The organism is Actinoallomurus sp. NPDC052274, assembly GCF_040679475.1.
Classification (GTDB): domain Bacteria; phylum Actinomycetota; class Actinomycetes; order Streptosporangiales; family Streptosporangiaceae; genus Actinoallomurus; species Actinoallomurus liliacearum.
Window position 1 is genome coordinate 119,548 of sequence record NZ_JBFAUT010000014.1, and the last position, 18,919, is coordinate 138,466.

Annotated in this window: 9 protein-coding genes (1 of these 9 cut by a window edge); all 9 read right to left on the reverse strand. The window is 70.8% G+C overall.

The window, feature by feature from the left end; genetic code table 11:
• A protein-coding gene (locus tag AB0K82_RS14990; RefSeq protein ID WP_364396976.1) for a protein-glutamine glutaminase family protein crosses the window boundary here: on the reverse strand, positions 1-9,878 show its beginning. 38,338 nt of this gene lie to the left of the window's left edge; the window shows 9,878 of its 48,216 coding nt (coding positions 1-9,878); it begins with the start codon at positions 9,876-9,878; its stop codon lies beyond the left edge, outside the window.
• A 9-nt stretch (positions 9,879-9,887) separates the two neighbouring features.
• Positions 9,888-10,247, reverse strand: coding sequence for a hypothetical protein (locus AB0K82_RS14995; RefSeq protein WP_364396979.1), 360 nt, complete (start codon positions 10,245-10,247; stop codon positions 9,888-9,890).
• Positions 10,240-10,725, reverse strand: coding sequence for a YbaB/EbfC family nucleoid-associated protein (locus AB0K82_RS15000; protein WP_364396982.1), 486 nt, complete (start codon positions 10,723-10,725; stop codon positions 10,240-10,242). The genes AB0K82_RS14995 and AB0K82_RS15000 overlap by 8 nt, the downstream gene beginning before the upstream one ends.
• A 59-nt stretch (positions 10,726-10,784) precedes the next feature.
• Complete coding sequence (locus AB0K82_RS15005) at positions 10,785-14,180, reverse strand: AAWKG family protein (RefSeq protein WP_364396985.1); 3,396 nt, start codon at positions 14,178-14,180, stop codon at positions 10,785-10,787.
• A 58-nt stretch (positions 14,181-14,238) separates the two neighbouring features.
• Positions 14,239-14,706: a type VII secretion system-associated protein gene (locus AB0K82_RS15010; protein WP_364396988.1), complete on the reverse strand. Its 468-nt coding sequence runs from the start codon at positions 14,704-14,706 to the stop codon at positions 14,239-14,241.
• Between the two features lie 126 nt (positions 14,707-14,832).
• On the reverse strand, positions 14,833-15,156 hold the full coding sequence (locus tag AB0K82_RS15015; protein ID WP_345350326.1) for a WXG100 family type VII secretion target: 324 nt from the start codon (positions 15,154-15,156) through the stop codon (positions 14,833-14,835).
• 49 nt (positions 15,157-15,205) lie between these two features.
• Positions 15,206-15,532, reverse strand: coding sequence for a WXG100 family type VII secretion target (locus AB0K82_RS15020; RefSeq protein WP_364396991.1), 327 nt, complete (start codon positions 15,530-15,532; stop codon positions 15,206-15,208).
• Between the two features lie 159 nt (positions 15,533-15,691).
• A complete protein-coding gene (gene eccB, locus AB0K82_RS15025) occupies positions 15,692-17,248 on the reverse strand; it encodes a type VII secretion protein EccB (RefSeq protein WP_364396993.1) in 1,557 nt (518 codons plus the stop codon).
• Positions 17,249-17,281: 33 nt separating this feature from the next.
• Entirely contained in the window at positions 17,282-18,679 is a 1,398-nt protein-coding gene (gene eccD / locus AB0K82_RS15030) for a type VII secretion integral membrane protein EccD (protein ID WP_364396995.1), read from the reverse strand.
• Positions 18,680-18,919: the final 240 nt, after the last annotated feature.

An 18,919-nucleotide genomic window follows, 5' to 3' on the forward strand; every position in this document is an offset into this window, starting at 1 on the left:
CCTACCGGCTGCAGTCCGTACAGTTCCCGGGCACGGTTGAACTGGCGGATGGAGACGTCCGCCAGAGTGTCGGCCTCGGCGCGAACGGTCGCCGAAGTCGAGCGCGCGGACGCGTACGGCCGTGTCTCCAGCCGGACGACCGGCGGGTCGATCAGCGGCACCCCGTTCACCACGTTATGGTCCAGCTGCCACCAACTGGTGCGGACCGCCAGCGCCTCGTACTGGTCGACCACCCGTTCCGGCGTTCGGAGGAGAAGGTTGTCAAGGTACTGGCCGAGCGTCGCCCTTGGCTCTTCCCAGCTGCCTCCCCAGTCGCGCCGGAGCCTCCAGGACAGCAGAGTCGAATCCCCGACCTGCGCTCGCTCCGTGAACATCTGAACGAAGTCGTCGCGGAGAACCCGCGCCATGTGCTCCAAGAACGCCTGAGGAGCCGGCCCGAGGCCGGACCGCACGGCACCCAGCCATTCCCGCGAGGTCACCGCCGAATAGTTCTTCGGCAGGGCATCCCGAGAACGCGCTCCTCGCGCGGTGGCGGCGACTTGCGTGAACCCTAGGGCGAGGGCCCCCTCCAGCTCATAGCGATCCACCGGCCGCGACAGCGCCGCGTACTCCGGGTTCGCGACCAGCCACGCCTCATACCGGGAGATCCCCCATTCGCCGTAGTCGATCCCGGCGAGCAGATCCTGGTGCGCGATCTGGATCGAAAGCGTGTCCTGGCGCATGCGCCGGGACACGTGCCGCATGGTTTCGACCAGCCCGCTCAAGGGAGCGGTCGTCGTGTGATGGACGCGCATCGGAGACCCGGCCATGTGCCGCCGAATCGGCAGATCGGCCGCCAACGGGTCGACCTCGTACCCGCCCTCCCGGGTGAAGATCCGGGAAAGCAGTCGGCCGTTGGGCGCCCCCTCCAGCCTCCGCAACACATCCTCAAACGCGGCCAGCACCTCGGCGCGTTCCGCCCGACCATCGTCCCGAGCTCCGACCAGAACCCGAGCCGGCTCGGTGACGACCTCCAGGACGGGCGCACCCCCGGCCAGGTCCAAGACGATCTTCAACAGGCCAGGCCTCGTCACGATCGTGTCGTAGCTGTCCGGGTGAACGCCGGGAGCAACAACGACGCGGAACCCATGCAGCTCCGCCTCGAACCCGCCGGCCCCCGCCTCGCCCTCCACGGTGACCGCACGCCCCTGCCCCGCGACCGGATACGCACCCTGCGTCACTCCGAACGCGGATGCCAACGGCTCACCGTAGGACGTGTACGACGGTGAGCCGGCCGGGCCGGAGGCGGAGGAGAGCGCCTCGTTCGCCGCGAGCCGTTCGCGAATCGCTCTCTCCAGTCGGACGACCGCGTCCCAGCGGCTGCTCCGCGAGGACTTACCGGCCTTCCAATCCGACACGGCACGCAGCACCCGGCGCAGATCACGCGCACTCGGCTCGCGCGGCAACCTGTCCACCGCCTGGTCGATGGCGCGCAGAGCGGACGAACGCGACTGGCCGGAGACCGAGGACAGCTCCAGCCAGTCCCCGATGGGGTCGACGGTTCGGTGGCGCCTGGACGATGGCGCGAGCGGGGCGGAATGCAACGGCGTATCAGCCTGCTCCGGCCCACCGATCAGGGGGTACAGCGCCGAGAGGTCCGGATCCGGCTGCTCAACGCGCTTACCCGGATCCGCGGTGGAGGCGTCTACCGGTGCCTCGGCCGGGTCGGTCCGCGAGATGCGCCGGCCCACCACGGAGTCGGACTCGGTGCTGATGGCCGTCTCGGTGCTGGCGGTCGACTCGATACTGAAGATCGACTCGGTGTCGGTGCCGATGATCGACTGCGCTTCGGCGATGGCCTCGGCGCGGCCGGCCTCGAACAGGTCGGCGGTGGTCTCGTCCGCCGAGGACGTCGTGGCGCGGTCCAGCGGCGCCCACCACCGGCGCCACTCGTCGAAGAACTCTTCGCGGAAGGACTCGGCGGTCTCGTTCACCCACTCGGCGTCGTCCAGGTCGTGGCCCTCACCGACCGTCTGGAACGAGCGGCCCGCGGTCCTGAGCGCGGCCGGGACGGTGGCCTCGAAGGCGAAATGGGCCGGAAGCTCGGACGTGAGGCGCTCGACCCGCTGGTCCCAGAACGCGGCCCGCTCGGCCAGGTCCTCCGGCTTGTCGATGGTGCCGCCGAAAGCCTCGTCGAAGGCCGCCGTCATCCGCTCGGTCAGGCCGGTACGCGCGCGGGCGAGGTCGTCTCCGGACAGCACCGGCTCCGGGTGCTCCTGCCGCCACCGCTCGTACGCCGCCGCGAAGACCTCCGCGGCCTTCGCGGCCACGCCCTGCCGGGCCGTCTCCCGCGCGAACAACGTATGGAGCCGGGGCGTGCCGGTGGTCTCGCCGTACCAGGACCGCCACTGTTCGAGCCGCTCCGCCGGAGTCTCGGTCCGCTCGCCGGTGAACAGCTCGCCGAACCGGTCGTTCACCGACCGGGCGATGGACTGCTCCAGCGACCGCCGTACGCCGCCGGGCAGCTCGCCGCCGAACTCGACGCCGAACCGCTGCCGGAACTCCTCGAGCGTCTCCGGCGGCGCGGTCCGCCAGGCCTTGATCGCGGTGTCCACGTCGGCGAGGGTGCCGGTCAGCGCGCCCTCCCGGGCCGTCTGCCGGGCCAGCCGCGACGGCAGGGAGGCGGCCGCCGCGTCGAACCTCGTCTTCCACTGCTGCCGCATCTCGGCGGTGACCTCGGCCCCGGGCGGGAAGATCTCGGTGTACGCGGTGTCGAGTTCGCGCCACCCGTCGGCCAGGACCTGTGCGCGCCCGGGCTCCGACGGCACGGCGTCCTCAGGGGCGAGCGCGGCGAGCAGGTCCCGGTCGGGCTCGGGAAGGTTCTCCCGGAAGGACCCGGCGGTGGAGGAGACGAGCTCGGTGAAACGCTCCTGTTCGGACACGTAACCGGCGTGCCGGTCAAAGGCCTGCCACAGGTCGTCGCCGGTCAGTTCCCGCAGGCGATGATCGGCCGCGCGCTGGACGTCCGGCAGGATCCGCGGCAGGGCGGCGCGGAAGTCGGAGACGCCGGCGAGGAACTCGCCGACGACGGTCTCCCACTGGCGCTCGAAGTCCGGGCGGCGTCCCTCACGCACGGATTCCGCCACGGTTTCGGTCAACGTGACGGGCAGGGCCTCGTCCGCGTCGCCCAGGCGGTGAGTGCGGTCCCGGTACCAGCTCTGGAAGGCGCGCTCGTACGCGTCCCGGCCGACCTGGAGGGCGACCTGCCGGGCGGCCTCCCGGTCCAGCTCGTCCGGCAGGCCGTCGAGGATCTCCTGCCGCTCCTGGTCGCCGGAGAGGATCCGGCGGTCGAACTCCTTCCACGCCCGGTCGCGGACCGCGTCGAGGTGCCCACCGGCCGTCTCCCGGGCGCCCTCCGGGGTCCACGACTCGAAGATCTCGTCGAACGCCGCTCGGTCGGCGGCGGTGGCGGTCTCCACGACGACCTCGGCGTCGTGCCGGGCGAAAGTGGCCTCGAGGGTCTCGTACAGGCGCGCCTCGGCGGCGTGCCACCCGTGGGTGCGCCAGTCGCCGGGCTTCGCGTAGGACGGTTCGGCGACGGGCGTCCATCCATGCTCCTCCGCCTCCTGCGCGGCGGTGGCGGCCAGGTGCTCGTCGATGTAGGGGGTGCGCAGGTCGTCGACCTGGCGGCGCAGGTCCTCGATGTGGCTGCGGACCCAGCTCGCCGTGGTCGCGGACCGCAGCGTCACCTGGCCGTCGCTCTGCTCGGCCAGGAAGCGGGTGAACTCCCGATGCGCGGCGTCGCGGCGCTCGGCGATCTCATGCAGCGCGTCGAGCTGCCGCGCGTGGTCGGACGCCAGCCGGGCCTGCGTCAACAGGTCGAGCGTCCGGCCGTCCACGAAGTCGGTGATCCGCTTGGCGAGCGCGGCCTGTTCCTGGCGGTACCAGGATGCCGTCTCCGGCGTCCACTCCGGATCGGGCGAACGGTCGGTCGTCACCGTCCGGACCGGGGGCTCCGGTGCCGCGTCTCGCTGGCCCTCGGCACCGTCCAGGTCCGCGGCGTGCTGCGGGTCCTGGGTCGGCGGCGCGGTCTCGGACGCCCGGTCGGCGAAAAGCTGCCGCCGCCACGCGCGCACCGCGCTGTCGTACCTGCCCCGGAAGTCCTCCACCAGCCGGGTCCGTACGTCCCCCGTCGGGGCGGGGCCGGCGGTCAGCGCCTGGACGAACTCGTCCCGCAGCGCGGTGGCCTGGGGACTGTGGTGGAAGGCCGGGTCCACGTTGCGCACCATCGGCCCTGAGTAGGCGACCTCCCGCGCGAACGCGTCGCGTGCGTCGGCGACCGCCCGCGCCTCGTCCAGCCGCCGGGTGAGCTCGGCCTCCAGCCCGCTGCGGCTGCCCGCCTCCGTGGTGGTCCACTGCTGGACGAACCAGTCGCGCGCGCTCGCGACCTGCTCGAGCACCCCGAACACGAAGCCGCGGTCCGGCTGTTCGGCGAGCACCGCGTCGAACGCCAGGTGCGCCTCGTCGCGCTGCTCGAGTTCGGTGCGCAGGCGGGCCAGTCTTTCGGCGGCCCGGGCCTCGATCGCCGCCAGCGTCTCCGGACGCAGCGCCGGCGGCGCCTCCCGGACCTCCGGCGGCGTCTCCCGGACCTCGATCGGCGTCTCCTCGAGCAGGAGCTGGGCCTGCTCGAGGTGCTCGGCGGGCGCGTTCGCCTCGTCCGGGACGTCCTCGACGTACGGCCGCCGGTTCACCGGGGATTGCGAGACGGCGGACACGGGCTCCGGTTCCGGCGCGAGCCCGGCGCGCCGTTCGTACTCCGCGAGCGGGGTACGGGTCAGCTCCAGCCGCCGGAGGTCCAGGGTCCATTCCGGGTTCTGGCTCCAGTCCCGATAGGCATCCTCCTTGGCCTGGACCTGTTCACGGAGGGCCGCGAGGCCCTCGCGCCCCTCGGTCAGCACCGTGGTGCGTTCTTCCTCGCTCGCGGCCGCTTCCATCGCGATGCGGAGACGGGTCCGGAGCGCCTCCTGGCCGGCTCGGTAGTCGGCGAGCGCGTTCGGCGACCGCAGGTCCGGGCGTCCCTCCTGGAAGACCCGCTCCAGGTTCTCCAGCGCGTTCGCCCTGCGGATCATGTCGCCGAAGATGGCCGCCAGCCGCTCCCGGGTCCGGGCGTTCTCCGCCGCGGCCTGCTCGCGCAGCCGGGCCAGCCGTGGCGCGTCGGCCTCGGCCTGGAACGCCTCCCAGCCCTCCCGGAGCGTGACGCCGAAGACGTCGCCCTGCGACCGTTCCAGCTCCAGCCAGTTCGCCAGTTTCCGGTCGCTCGGGCCGAAGTGCTCGTGGTAGAGCCTCGCCCAGTCGGCCCGGAAGTCGTTCGCGAGCTCCTCGAACCTGTCCTCGCTCATCGTGAAGCGCCGCTGTGCCCGGCCGGTGAGCTCGTTCACCTCGGCGGTCAGCTCGTTGAACCGGCCGGCCCCCTCGCCGAGCACGTCCTCGAGACGCGCCTCGAACCGCAGGCGTTCGTTGACCGAATGCAGGTAGGGCAGGAAGTGGTCGCGGTAGAAGGCCTCCTCCCGGCTGATCAGCTCGTCGTAGGACCAGACGCCCTCCCCGGGGCGGCCGACCACCGACTTGTACGCGTCGGTCATCGCCGCGCGGAAGTCCGCGCCGACCCGCTCGACGTGCTGGTCGGGCCTGCCGGTGCCCTCCAGCGCCCGGTCCACCCGGCGCAGCATCGCCGCCCGGCCCGCGTGCTCGTCGAGCCGCCCGGGCAGCTCGGCGACCAGCCGCTCGTACGCCGCGGTCAGCTCCCGGGTGTGCTCCTCCCAGTCGCGGGCGGTCAGCTCTCCCGGCGAACGGCCGCCGAGGAGCCGGGTGCTCTCGGCGCGCAGGTCGGTCCGGAACTCGGCCAGGACCGCGTCGTAGTCGACGGCCTCGCGCTCGGCGCGGGGGCGGTCCGACATCTCCCGCCAGGGAAGGTCGTGGTCGCCGAGCGCGTCTTCAGCGTCGGTCAGCAGGACGTCCTCGGCCATCTCGGCGCGCATCCGGGCGGTGAAGAGGGCGTCCAGTTCCCGCAGCGCCGGTTCCAGCTCCGCCGCGTGCCGCTCGAACTCCTCGGGGGTGAGCGTGCGCGTCTCCCGGCCGCCGGGCAGGGTCCGCGTGTAGGCCTCGAAGTGCGCGCCGTAGTCCGCCCGCAGGCTCCGGCCGCGGTCGGAGGCCGAGTCCAGGCCCGTTTCCTCCGCCAGGCGCCGGAAGTGGAGATCCGCCTCGTGTTCGAGCTCCAGCCGCGTCCACAGTCCCCGCGTCAGTTCCGCGGCGCGGGCGCCGGCCTCGTCCGCGAAGTCGTACAGGGCGTTCTCGCGGTGTGCCCCGCCGCGCAGGCCCACTTTCTCGGCGATGCGGTGGACCTCGGCGTCGTTCGCCTCGACGAACCGCGTCAGCGCGCGCGCCTCTTCGGCCGGTGAGAAGCGATCCCGGTTCACGACCGCGTCGAAGGCCTCCTCGGCGCTCGCCCGTGCCGAGCGCGCCGCCGCCTCCAGCTCGAGCTCATCGTGCAGCCCGTCGACCAGTTCCCGGAACGACCGCTCGAACTGCGGCCGCGTCAGCTCGCCGCGCAGGTAGCGGTCGAACTCCGGCTTCCACCGCGAGTCGAACCGGTCCCGTACCTCGAAGGTCCACGGCCGCGTCCGGTCGGCGTCGAGCCGCGCCTGCTCGCGGATCATCCGGTCGGCCACCGCGGGGATGGACAGGTCGTGGTCCAGTCCGTACAGCCTGGACTCCAGCGCGTCGGTCAGGCGCTCCTCGAAGGGCCTCGTCTCGTCCGTCGGGGCCTGGTTGTGCTCCGCACGGGCCGTGCGGTACGCCTCGGCGACCGTGGAGACGAGATCGTCCGGCACGCCCGCCTTCCGCGCCCAGCCCTCCGGCTCGGATGCCGGATCCCGCCGGAGCAGCAGCTCGGCCACCTCGGACGGCGACGCGGAGTACTCGTTGTCCTCGAGCACCGTCTCCAGCTTGGCGGTGAGCCGCTGGTGCAGCGTCGGCGGCTTGTCGGTGAGGTGCTGCTCTCCGCCGAGCATGATTCTTGGCGGCTTCGCCCGCGCCCTGTCGTCCTCGGCCAGAGCGGCGCGGTAGGCCTCGCTGATCGGGCGGGTGAGATGGTCGGGCATGCCCGCCTCGCGGAGACGGATCCTCGGGTCGGAGTTCGCCCCCCGGTCGGGCACGCCGAAGGTGTTCGGACCCTCGTGGTACGCGGCGATCGCCGCGTCGACCCGCCGATCGGCCTCCCGCTGCTGCCAGAACCGGCGGTCCTCGTCACCGAGCAGCCCCTCGTGCCGCTCCGTCAGTTCCGCCTGGTCCAGGTTCAGCCGGCCCTGCGCCACTGGATCGGCGGCGTCGAACCGGAAGTTAGGCGTGACGTCCCCGTGGTCGAGGGCCATGGGGTCCACCAGCACCTCGTCCGGCCGGTGGCCGCCGGGCGTGACGTCGTCCGTCTGGAGTCCGTCATGCTCGTGCGGCGCGGGCGGGTCCTGCGGAGACGCATCGTGACCCGCCGGCTCCGTGGTGGACTCGGTTCGTACGGGCGTCGCGGGCCGCTCGTCAGTGGAAGTGTTCGCCTCCCGGGGCGTCGGGGGCGTCTCCTCCTCGCCGGGAGGTGGCGGGTCCTGCGGCCGCTCGTCGGGACGCACCGGATTCGTGGTGGAACCGGTCTCGGTCCGTACGGGCTCCGGAGGCGTCTCCGCGTCGGACCGGGGGCCGGTGCCCGTGGCCGCGCCCGGCCCTCTGCCGAGCTGCGGTCCGGACTCCCGGCCGCCGGGGGCGGGCGGCCGGCCGGACTCCGTCCGGACCGGAACGGCGGGCGACTCGGCGGGCGGTTCCGCGGGCGTGGAGGAGCCGTTCGTCCGCGTCGTCGTCTCGTTCGGCCGTACGGCCTCGGGTGCCGGGCGGCCGCCGGGGGCCGCGTTCCGTACCGAGGTGGACGGGGAGGTGACGGGCGGCTCGGTGGCGTCGGTGTTCGCTTCCGATCGCGGTGGCGTCCCGGGTGGTGTCGTCGATGTCGTCTGCGGCCGGGACGGCGGCGTCACGGTCTCCTCGACGGTCGGCGCGTGCTGCGATCCGCGCGGCGCCGCCTGGGGCGGCTGTACCGGGGTCTCGGTGTTCGTGGACCGGGACGGGGCCGCACCGGGGGTGCCCGGTTCGACGCGCCCGCGCCCAAGGGCCGGGTCGGAGATCTCCTCGTGCGGGGCCGCCGGGACCTCGCCGTTCGGTGTCGTGAGGTTCCGCGAGGCGGGCGGTTCGGCGGGCGGCGTCAGGCTCGTCCGGGGCGCGAGGCTCTCCACGGGCGACACGGGGCCCGGTTCCGGCGCGAGGCTCTCGATCGGGGACGCGGAGTCCTGATGGGATACGAGGTTCTCCGGTTGCGAGGTGAGCCGGGTGGAGCGCGCCGGGTTCGGCGCGGGGGCCGTCGGCCGTACCGGCTGGTTCGTGGAAATAGGAGAGTGCTCGGACACGGGGGCGGGGACCTGCGACGGGAGCGGTGCGCCGTCCTCGCCGATCGGGTGGACGGTCTCGGGGAGGACCGGATCGACGGACGGCTGGAGGTTCCGGCTCGGCAGCGGCGGCGGGGCCTCGTTGAGGTTGTCCGGGCGGTGGGAACCGTTGACGGTCAGCGGGTCTTCCAGACCGGTCCGCGGGATCGGGGCGTTCTCCTCGACCGTTCCGATCCGCTCGGGAGACTCGACGGTCGTCGGACGCGCCGGCGGCGAGGGACGCGTGCTCTGTGTCGGCGGCACCTCAAGGGTGGACTCGGGTACGGGTGTCGGCCGTCCTCCGCCCGGACCGCCGGGGCCGGATGCATCGCCGGGTCTGTGCTCGGGGGGAGGGTCGCCGAGGCGGTCGTGCGCGAGCAGGTCGGAGATACCGCCGGGCCCGCCGATCTTCTTCGTCTGGTACCCGCCGGTGCCCAGATGGACGCCCCGGGTGATCGAGCCGAACAGGGCACCGCCGATGCCACCGCCGACGATCATCATCGGATCGAACTGCCAGTAGCCCTCCACGAGGCCGGGTGCCATCGTCCCGGCGATCCCCGAACCCACCCCCATCTTGATGAAGTCGCCGCCGATGTTCTTCAGCTCGGTGACGATGTTGTTGTCGAGGAAGTTCTTGAAATTGCCCGTGGCCAGCCCGTCGAACCACTTGCCCAGGCCGCTGAGCCCGGCGCCCATGCCCCGGATTCCCAGGTCGGCGAGGGCGCCGCCGACCGCGCCCTCGGCCACCCAGGTCCAGTTGATCGGCTTGTTCGGGTCGCCGTAACCGAGTGCGGTGGAGACCAGGCTCGCCGCCATCATGATCAGCGCGCCGATCGCCGCCTGGATCGCGGTCGGCATGATGAACTCGATCAGCGACGCCAGCCGCTGCAGGATCATCGTCAGGGTCAGGCGCGCGGAGTTGTAGGCGATCGCCTCCTCCCCCAGGGAGGCCCCGCCGGTGAAGAACGCCATCGCCGCCATGATCGCGAGCTGGATCTGCATCGCGATCAGCGTCGAGATGATCTGGATCTGCGCCTGGCCCAGGCTGCGCGCCCAGTTGCCGAACTGCGTCGCCGCGGCGAGGGCGCCGTTCCGGATCTCGTCGATGTGGCTGCCGTAGCCGTTCGCGCCCGTGAGCTCCCGGAGCATCGCCTTGTACTGGGCGATGACCTCGTCCGGGAGCGCGCCGTCGACCTTGTCGAGGGTCTCCTCGATGAGCTGTGCCAGGGCGTCCAGCTCGGCCGCCAGGTCGTTCGGGCCCTGCGCGAGACCGAAGACCTGCCCGGGAACGGCCTCGGGCGGTTCCATCCCCATCAGGAACAGGAACAGCCGCCGTTCGTCCTCGTTGAAGACGAAACCGCCCCAGGGCTCATCGGACACGGGCGTCTGCTACTTCCTGCCGCCGGATCCCGGCGTCCGCCAGCCGCCCCGGCCCCCGGCGTCGTGGACGGCCGTGAGCACCCTCCGCTGCTGGTTCAGGACGCTCGCCTGGTTCGCCCGCAGCGCCATCGGGACGGCCAGCAGCAGCCGGCTCGCCGCCTCGACGCCCGTGGCGATCTCGTCGACCAACCGGATCGCCTCCCGTTTCGCCGGAGCGCCGAAGGACTTGTCGTTGCCGAGGACCTCGAGGTTGGTGCCGTTGCGGAACCGCGTGGCCAGGTTGAAGACGTGGGTCCCGAGGTTCTCCATGGCCTCGACGGCCGCTTCGGCCTTCGCCGGATCCGCCGTGTACTTGCTCGTCTCACTCACCGCTGCCGTCCTCCACTATCTCGTCGTGCAGGTTCGCGGCCGGCCGGGCGCCGCGCGAGGTGCGCCCGGGCGTGCCGGTGCCCCGTCCGCGCCGTCCGCCCGCCAGGGCCGACTTGAAGATCTCCTCGAAGTCGATCTTGAATCCGGGAAGGCCGTCGGCGTTGTCCTCGGGCGGGGTCAGCGCGGAGAAGGTGTCGATCACGCGCCGCGCCATGGCCGCCCGGCCCTTGTTCGCGGCCTCGACGATCGAGGCGGCCAACTGCGACGCCTCCATCGTCCGGAACTGCTCGTCCAGGAACTTGACCCGCTGCAACTCGCCCTGCGGGCCGACGGTCACCTCCACCGAGCGGTCCTTGGACCGCGCGGTCGATGACGAGCTGCTGAGGTCGGCCCGGGCCCGGGCCACCGCGGCCCTGGTCGACTCGAGCCGCTCCCTCGCCTCCGCGAGGAGCTTCTCCATCGACTCTTCGGTCTCCATCGCCTGTTCTCCTCCCCTACCGGGTCACACCGGGTACAGTCCGGCGGAATCCGCCGTTCTCAGCCGATGACGGCCGGCGCGCCGCCTTCGTCCGTGCCCCAGACGTCCTCTTCCTCCGGCGCCCACGCATCGCGCTCGCGGTCGCCGCTCTCCGTCTGGCGGTGGTCCTCGCCGCCCGAGTACGGGTTGTACGCGGAACTCGTGGGAGTGCGGCCCGCCCCGGGCACCGCTTCCTCGTAGCCGCGGTTCCGGCGCGCGCGCCGGCCGAGGGACCCGCCGTCCGCGGGGAGGATGTCCTCGTCCTCGTAGACCTGACGCACCCGTTCGCTGGCGCCGTTCTTGTCACCGCCGCCCATGCCGCCCATGCCACCCATGCCGCCCATCGGCGGCGGGTACCCGCCCGTCTGCCCGGCGGGCGCACCGCCGGTGGTGGTCCCGTCGAGGCGCGTGGCGGGCGGCAGCACTCCGCCGGACTGGCCGACGGGGAACGTGTTGGGGGTCGCGGTCTGGCCTCCGAGCGACGCCGAGGGGGCTCCGAGCGGATTTCCGGAACTCGGCAGGTCGTGCAGGGCGGCCTCGTAGTAGCCCGCCGTCTCGTTGCCGAGGGGGGTGCCCAGGTACGACGCGTTCGGAAGCGACACGCCGTCGCGGCCGAGCGGGGTCGTGATGGTCTGGCCATTCGGCTCGTGGGTGACCGCGCTGCCCGCCTTCGGGTTGATCGTGGTGTAGCTGCCGTCCGGGTAGCGGGTCGTCACGGTCCCGTCGGGGTTGACCGTCGTCTGGCTGCCGTCCGGGTTGGTCAGTGTGTGGCCGTGGGTCAGGTGGTCGGTGGTGGTCGACCCGTCCGGGTGGGTCGTCGTCTCCAGGCCCGTGTGCGGGTTGATGGTCGTCGAGCTGCCGTCGCTGTAGTCGGTGGTGATGCTGCCGTCGGGATTCAGGGACGAGTGGCTCTGGACCTGGCCGGGCTGGAGATGCCCCGTCTGCGAGTCGAAGCCGACCGGGTTGTGGTCGTAGACGGTCGTGAGGCTGCCGTCGGGATTCTGCACCACATGGCTGTTCAGCTGGCTAGGCTGGAGCTGGTACGAGTCCGGCTGCTGTACGAGCTGATGAGACCCCGGCTGCAGGTACTGCTTGGCGATGTCCTTCTGCTGTCGCTGCTGTTCCTCGTACTGCTTCCTGGCCTCGTCCTGCTGCTGCTTCTGCAGTTGCTCCTGTTTCCGCTCCTGCTCCTGCTGATCCGTGCGCTGCTGCTCGTACTGCCTCCTGGCCTCGTCCTGCTGTTCCTTCTGCAGCTGCTCCTGTTTCCGCTCCTGCTCCTGCTGATCCGTGCGCTGCTGCTCGTACTGCTTCCTCGCCTCGTCCTGCTGTTCCTTCTGCAGCTGCTCCTGATGCTTCTCCTGCTCGTCCTGCTTCTTCTGCTGGTCCTCGTACTGCTTCCGCTGCTCCTCCTGCTGTTCCTTCTGCAGCTGCTCCTGCTTCTTCTCCTGCTCCTGCTGATCCCTGCGCTGCTGCTCGTACTGCTTCTTCTGCTCCTCCTGCTGCTCTTTCTGTTGTTGCTGCTGCTCCTGGTACTGCTTCCGGGCCTCGTCCTGCTGCTGCTTCTGCAGCTCCTCCTGTTTCCGCTCCTGCTCCTCCTGTTTCTTCTGGTCCTCCTTCCGCATCTGGAGCTGGAGGGCCATCTGCTGCTCGTTCTGCCTTCTGGCCTCGTCCTGTTGCTGCTTTTGCAGGTCCTCCTGATGCTTCTCCTGCTCCTCCTGCTTCTTCTGCTGGTCCTCGTACTGCTTCCTCTGCTCCTCCTGCTGCTCCTTCTGTTGTTGCTGCTGCTCCTGGTACTGCTTCCTGGCCTCGTCCTGCTGCTGCTGGTACTGCTTGCGCTGCTCGTCCTCCAGCTCCTTCTGGTGCTTCAGGTCCTCATCGCGCTGCTTGCGCTGCTCGTCCTCCAGCTCCTTCTGGTGCTTCAGATCGTCCTCGCGCTGCTTGCGCTGCTCGTCCTCCAGCTCCTTCTGGTGCTTCAGATCCTCATCGTGCTGCTTGCGCTGCTCGTCCTCGAGCTGCTTCTGGCGATCCAGATCCTCCTTGCGCCAATCTTCTTGCTTCTTCTCCCAGTCGTCCTGGTTCTTCTTGGCGTCCGCGGCGGCCTTGTCGGCCTTGTCCTGCGCGGCCTGTGCCTTGTCGGCCTGGAGGTCCGCCGCGAGGTTGATCTCGACGGTCGTGAGCTTGGGAATGCTGTCGGGCACGTCGACCCAGGAGTTATGGATGACGCGCAGCGCCTCTTCGGCGGCCTTCCCCAAGTAGTCGTTCACCGAGTTCTGCCAGCGGCCGATCGCCTCCTCACCGATCGCCTTCCACGTGGTGAGAGAGTTCAGGGGACCGTAATTCTTCGCACCGATTTTCGTCGTCGCGTCACCACTCCACCCGTCCTCATCGACCTGGTTCCAACTGCTGTAGGACTCATAGCCGTAGTCTTCGTACCACCGGACCTTGGTGATGTTGTACAGCCAGATCTGGTCGGTGACGTCGAACAGGATGTCGTACAGCCAGCGAAGCGGGTTGCCCAATCGGAGCGCCCAGTCGCTCCAGACCCAATAGAGATCCTCGATCGCCTTCTGGAAACCCGACTTCGCGGTCAGCAGGTTCGCGGCCACCTTGGAGATTCCCAGACCACCGACCGAAAGAGCATCCGTGTAATTCTGATAGTTGATGCCGAGCTGGTGAATGATGTCCCAGAAGACGCCGGCTGCCTGTCCGCGCCAGGCGGCGTCCTCCGATCCCAGCGCGTCCTCCCACTGCTGGATCGTGGCCCGGGAGGTGAAGAAGAAGAGCGCCGCCCGGTTGAAAGCCTTCGCGGCCCGGTCGAAGGTCGTGAGGTCGACGGCGTCGTCATCGAGGACGGACACGTCGTTGAAGGAGAATCCCTGCGTGGAGTACGGCGGGTTCATCAGTTTCTCGAGCGCGAGGCCACCGCCGTAGCTGTACTGGGCGAGCGGCGCGGAATCCCACCCCTCGAAACCGTCCGGCATGAGGTGCGATCCCTTACCGAACTTCCCGCCGGGGGCCACACCGCCGTGCGGGATGGTGTGCAGGGAGTCGGTGCCGAGCAGCGTGATGCGCGCCCTGCGCATGTGCACCTCGGTGCCCTTGGACAGGGTGCTGACCGACGAGTCGTCGGTCGGGCCGTAGAAGGGGACGACGAAGTCGGTGTCGTTGATGCGCCAGCCGGAGTTCCGCGAGCGCCAGGACATGTCATTGATGGCCTCCGCCTCCGCGTTCGTCGGCGTGGCGCCCGAGGTGTCGATCTCCACCTTCATCAGCGGGATGTCGTCGTTGCCGTAGAGGCTCTTGAAGATCTCGCCTCGCGGGAGGGACGGCTTGTAGCCGGTGAGCAGTTTTATGGCGTCGAACCAGTGGTCGTTCGCCGAAGAGGCTGGAGCCTTGTCTCCTGCGGGGTCCGCCATGATCTGCTGCTCTCCATCGAAGGCTTGGCGTCGGAAGAAGGGAGGGGACTCGGTGAAATCAGGTGGTGGTGGAGTCGCCGCCGGTGGTCTGGAAGTCGCTGGGCACCGTGCCCAGGGTGTCCAGGAAGATCTTGCCGTCGATCTTCGTCAGTGAGTCGTGCTGGCCGTCCATGAGCTTCGTGATCGTGGTGTTCAGGTACTTGTCCAGATCGGTGAAGAGCTTGAGCTGCTTCTTGTAGATGTCGGAGATGGACTGCGCCGACGTGTTGATCGCATCGATGATCGCCTTGCCGCCGGTCCCCGAGTCCTTGCCCAGCGCGCCGATCGCGAGGGGTGCGTGGTTCTGGTAGAACTCCTCGCCCGGGGCTGTCTGGCCCTTGCCCAGGAGGACGTCGATCGGCGGCACGTTGTTCGTGTCGGTCTTGTGCGCGACCTTGTCGATGGAGTCTTTGAAGTTGGCGATGTCGTGGTTGACGAAGTTCTGCAGCGAGGTCTTGTCCAGCGCCAGCTTTGTCTTGTCCGCCATGGCTCCGCTCTCCTGAGGTCTGTCAGTTCCAGGGCCGGTCGGTCCGGTCCGTCGCCGCCGGGTGTTCCGGCGTCCGTATGCCGTCCGCCTTCGGCCGCCCGCTCACGGGCGGCCGAAGGCGGGCGGTCAACCGCCGATCCGTACCTCGGACCACATCTGGCTGAGGCTGTTCTCGTTGTACTTGTAGCTGCCGGAGATCTCGTCGAGCAGCTGCGAGTGACTGGTGAGGATCTGCTCCATCGACTTGATCGCGTTGTCCCAGGCCTGCTGCTTCTGGTTGTAGGTCTGGGCGTCGTCACCGATCCACTGCTTCTTGAGCTCGGCGAGCTCCATTTCCATGTTGGAGATCGTCTGCGCGATGGCCTTGGTCTGGGAGACCAGGTCGTCGGCGGCGTTGCCCATGTGGTTGTAGTCGACGTAGATGAAACCGTCGGTGAAGTCCTCGCTCATCGATGTCCTCGTTTCGCGTCAGAAGGAAAGAGCCGGGGTCGTTCCGGGGTCAGCCGTGCAGGGCGTTGAATACGGCCTGGGCCTGCTGGTAGCCCTGGTTGATCTGGTCGTTGCTGGAGCCCTGCTGCTGGTGCTGCGAAGTGAGGGTCTGGTTCAGCTTGTCGACCATGTCCTGCAGGTTCTTGAGGATGACGTCCGCCTGCTGCTCCCAGGAGTTGACGAGGTCCTGGAACGCCTGGCCGTCCGAGCCCTTGTATCCGGAGGCCAGGTTGAAGCGGGTGGACTCGACGTCCTGCTTGATCTTGGTGATCCCGGTGTACGCCATCTCCAGGGCCTGGATACCGTTCTTGGTCGCCCTGACCTCTGACTGCTGCATGCCTGCCACGCTGCGCCTGCCTCTCTGGTTCGGTGCTCACGGGAAACCGAGAGCGAGATCGTGCGTCGAGGTTCGCCCGGCCGGCACCGCCATCGGCGCGCCGCCGCCAACCGGTTCGCGTCTCCTTCCGTACTCCGTGGTAATGACCCCGACTTGCCGTCAACTTGTCGTCGCCTTGCCCGGCCCCGGCGTCGTCGCCTTGCCCGGACCTGTTGTCGTCGCCTTGCCCGGACCTGTTGTCGTCGCCTTGCCCGGCCCCGGCGTCGGGGCCGCGGCCGGACCCGCGCACGGCGGCGCGGTGCTCGAGGAGATCCCCGCCTGCGCGGCCGCCGTGCTCAGGTCCGGTCCGGTCGGCAGCATGTTCAGCAGCGGCGATGGCAGGGCCACCACCTGGCCGGTCGAGTACCCGAGCGCCGCCAGGTCGGAGGCGGAGGCCACGCGGTACTTGGTGCCCGTGTCGGTCACCAGGTAGGTCGTGCCGCCGACCGTGCCGCCCGCCGCCGGCAGGACGCGCACCAGCGCGCCGCCGCCGGGCGGCACGGTGATCCGGTCGACGGGCACGCACGCGGACGTGGTCGCCGCCTGGGCGACGACGCCGAGCGAGGCCGGATCCTGCAGCGCGACGCTGACCCGGGGCCCCACGGCGGTCGGCTGGACCCGGACGCAGGCGTTCTGGTCCGGCTGAGGGCCGACCAGGCGCGGCGGCGTCTCGGGCAGCGTGCCGGCGGCGACCGTGTCCGGTGCCAGCCGGCCGTTCATGGCGTCGGGCGCCAGGCCGATCGCGTCGGGCGTCCGGCCGCCGTACGCCCTGGTGCGCACTGCGGGATCGGCCAGGATCAGGGCGGCGACGGTCGTGGTGACCTCCGCCAGGCCGTTCTGGCGCAACTGGTAGTACCGCGGCTTCGAACCGAGCACCCCGATCTTGAAGACCTGCCCGATGCGGGTCGCGTGCCCGTCGAGCGACGGCCCGGCACCGCCCAGGCCGGGTACGGCGGGGGCGGCCAGGTCCGGCCCGGCCGGCAGCGCGTCGACGAACGCCGCGGACACCGGGGTCGGTGTCCGGCCCCCGTAGCCGAGTGCCGCCGCTCCGCCCTTCGGGTCCAGCCGCAGCCGGCTGCCCTGCCACACCAGGTACACGTGCGCGTCGGGCGTGGTGACCAGCAGTCCCTGCCCGGCCGTCAGCGCGCCGTCGCCGCCGGCGTCTCCCACTCCGACGGCGAGGGTCGTGACCGGCGCCGCGGAGCCCCCCACCCCGGTGCCGGAGCACACCGCCCATGCCCCGCCGGCCAGACCGCCGGCCGACGGCAGCGCGTCGGGCGCCCCGACGATGCCGACCGGCTGGCCGTGCGGCGTCCCGTCCAGCGACTTGGTCCGGACGTGGTGCGCGGTCAGCTTGGTGCCGCCGATCAGCCGCGCCGACGCGTAGTTCTGCACCGGGCGCAGCCGCCCGTCCACGTAGAGGTAGGACGCGCCGGTCTCCTGGTCGACGATCAGGCTGTCCGCGCTCTGCCAGGAGGCGGACCGGCCCGGGGAGATCAGGCCCCAGACGAACGCCCCGCCGCACAGCAGCACGGCGATGACGATGCCGATGATCACCCCCCGGTTCGTCCGGCCCTGGGGGCTCTCCGGGGCGTCCGGATCCGCCCGGAGCATTCCGGACGTGATGCGGCCCATGACGAACATGTGGGCGTGAACCTGGTCGCGGCGGGACTGCATCGGCGCCTCTTCCGTCGTGCTCTCGTGTCCTGGTCAGCCGATGGCGCGCAGTTCGCCGTACACGCCGAGGACCCACAGGGTCAGCGGCAGCATGCTGATCGCGACCAGGCTCTGCAGGAGTTCGGCGGCGCGGCCCCAGTACGGCACCATCCGGCGGCCGGGCACCGTCCAACCGGCGATCATGAGCGCCGCGGTCGCCCCCATCAGCGCCACGGCGATGATCACCCGGCCGGTCGACCCCGTCCTGGCGACCTCGACGGCGACGATCGTGGCCGCCCCCCACACTCCCGGCAGGGCCATGAACAGGCGCTGCCAGACGTTGCCCAGACCGCGGCTGTGCAGCACGAGCAGCAGCGACAGTGCGGCCGCGAACATGAGCTGCGCCAGGTCCTCCTGGTGGGCCAGTGCCGCCAGGCAGGCGGTGCAGGCCAGCCCGACCGTGCCGTACAGCCCCGTCATCCAGCCGTCCGCCAGCACCGCGCGGGCGGCCACGGCCTTCGGCGAGCGCGGTTCGATGCCCTCCTGGAGCTGGTCCGGGTTGGTCGGCAGCGGCGGCATGCGCAACCCGGACAGCCGGAACGACAAGGCCGGCACGAACGCGCCGAACACGACCGCGAGCAGGGCGACCACCGCGGCCGCCTCCTCCGGCGGGAAGCCCGCCACCATCATGAGGGCACCGGCGAGGGCACCGGCGACCGCCAGCACCGTCGTGCCGACGAAGAGCGCCGTGTACGCCGCCACCAGGGCCAGCGCGAGCACGGCCCCGCCCGCCTCGGCCGCGGACGCGGCGAGCAGCCGGGCGCCTGCCACCTCGAAACCGTCCGGCCCGGACAGCCGGCCGCCGGGCAGCAGCCATCCGGCCAGGATCAGGAACGGACCGGCCATGACGCCCAGGAGCGCGGCCGACGCGGCGTCGCCCACCGCGCGGCTCGCCGCCGCGGCCCCGGCGAGCAGCAGGAGCGCGGCGGCGCCCGCGGTCACGATCCGCTGCTCGGCCGGTCCGCTCGGCAGCGCGAGCACCGCCAGGACGGCGACCATCACGAACACCGCCAGGCCGCGCAGCAGCCGCCGGCTCGCCTGCGGGCTCCACCCGTACGGGCTGTCCTTCATCGTGGTGGAGATGCCGTCCACCAGGTCGTCCAGCCGCACCTCGGGCAGCGTCTCGGTACGGGGCCGCAGGTAGAGCGTGTCGCCGTCGTGCAGGTCCAGCGACTCGAGGGTGGCGTCCTCGTCGAGCGGCGGTCCGCCCAGGCGCTGCAGCACCCAGCCCTCGTGCTCGATCCCGGTCTCGCCGAGGTCGTCCCCGCCGTAGCCGAGCACGGCGGGAAGCAGGTCCGCGACCGGGACGTCGGCCGGTACGGCCAGGTCGATGGTCTTGGCGGGGGCGCGTACCGTCAGCCGGCACAGGTCCGCCGCCGAGCTCTTGCTCATGGGGCTCACTCGTTCTTTCCACGAACACCCGCCGCCGTCGCCGAGCGGGGGCGCGTGAATGGGTCATTACTCCACGTCGGTCCGTCTGCGCAGTGCTCTCCACTCGGGCATACGCACGTGACGGCCGAGCGGTTCACCCCGATTCACGAATCACCGCACGAAAGTTCCGCGCGGGCCGATCGGCGACGCCGGGGGCACGCCGCGCTGTACGATTCGCGGTGACGCAACCGGCCTGCTCCG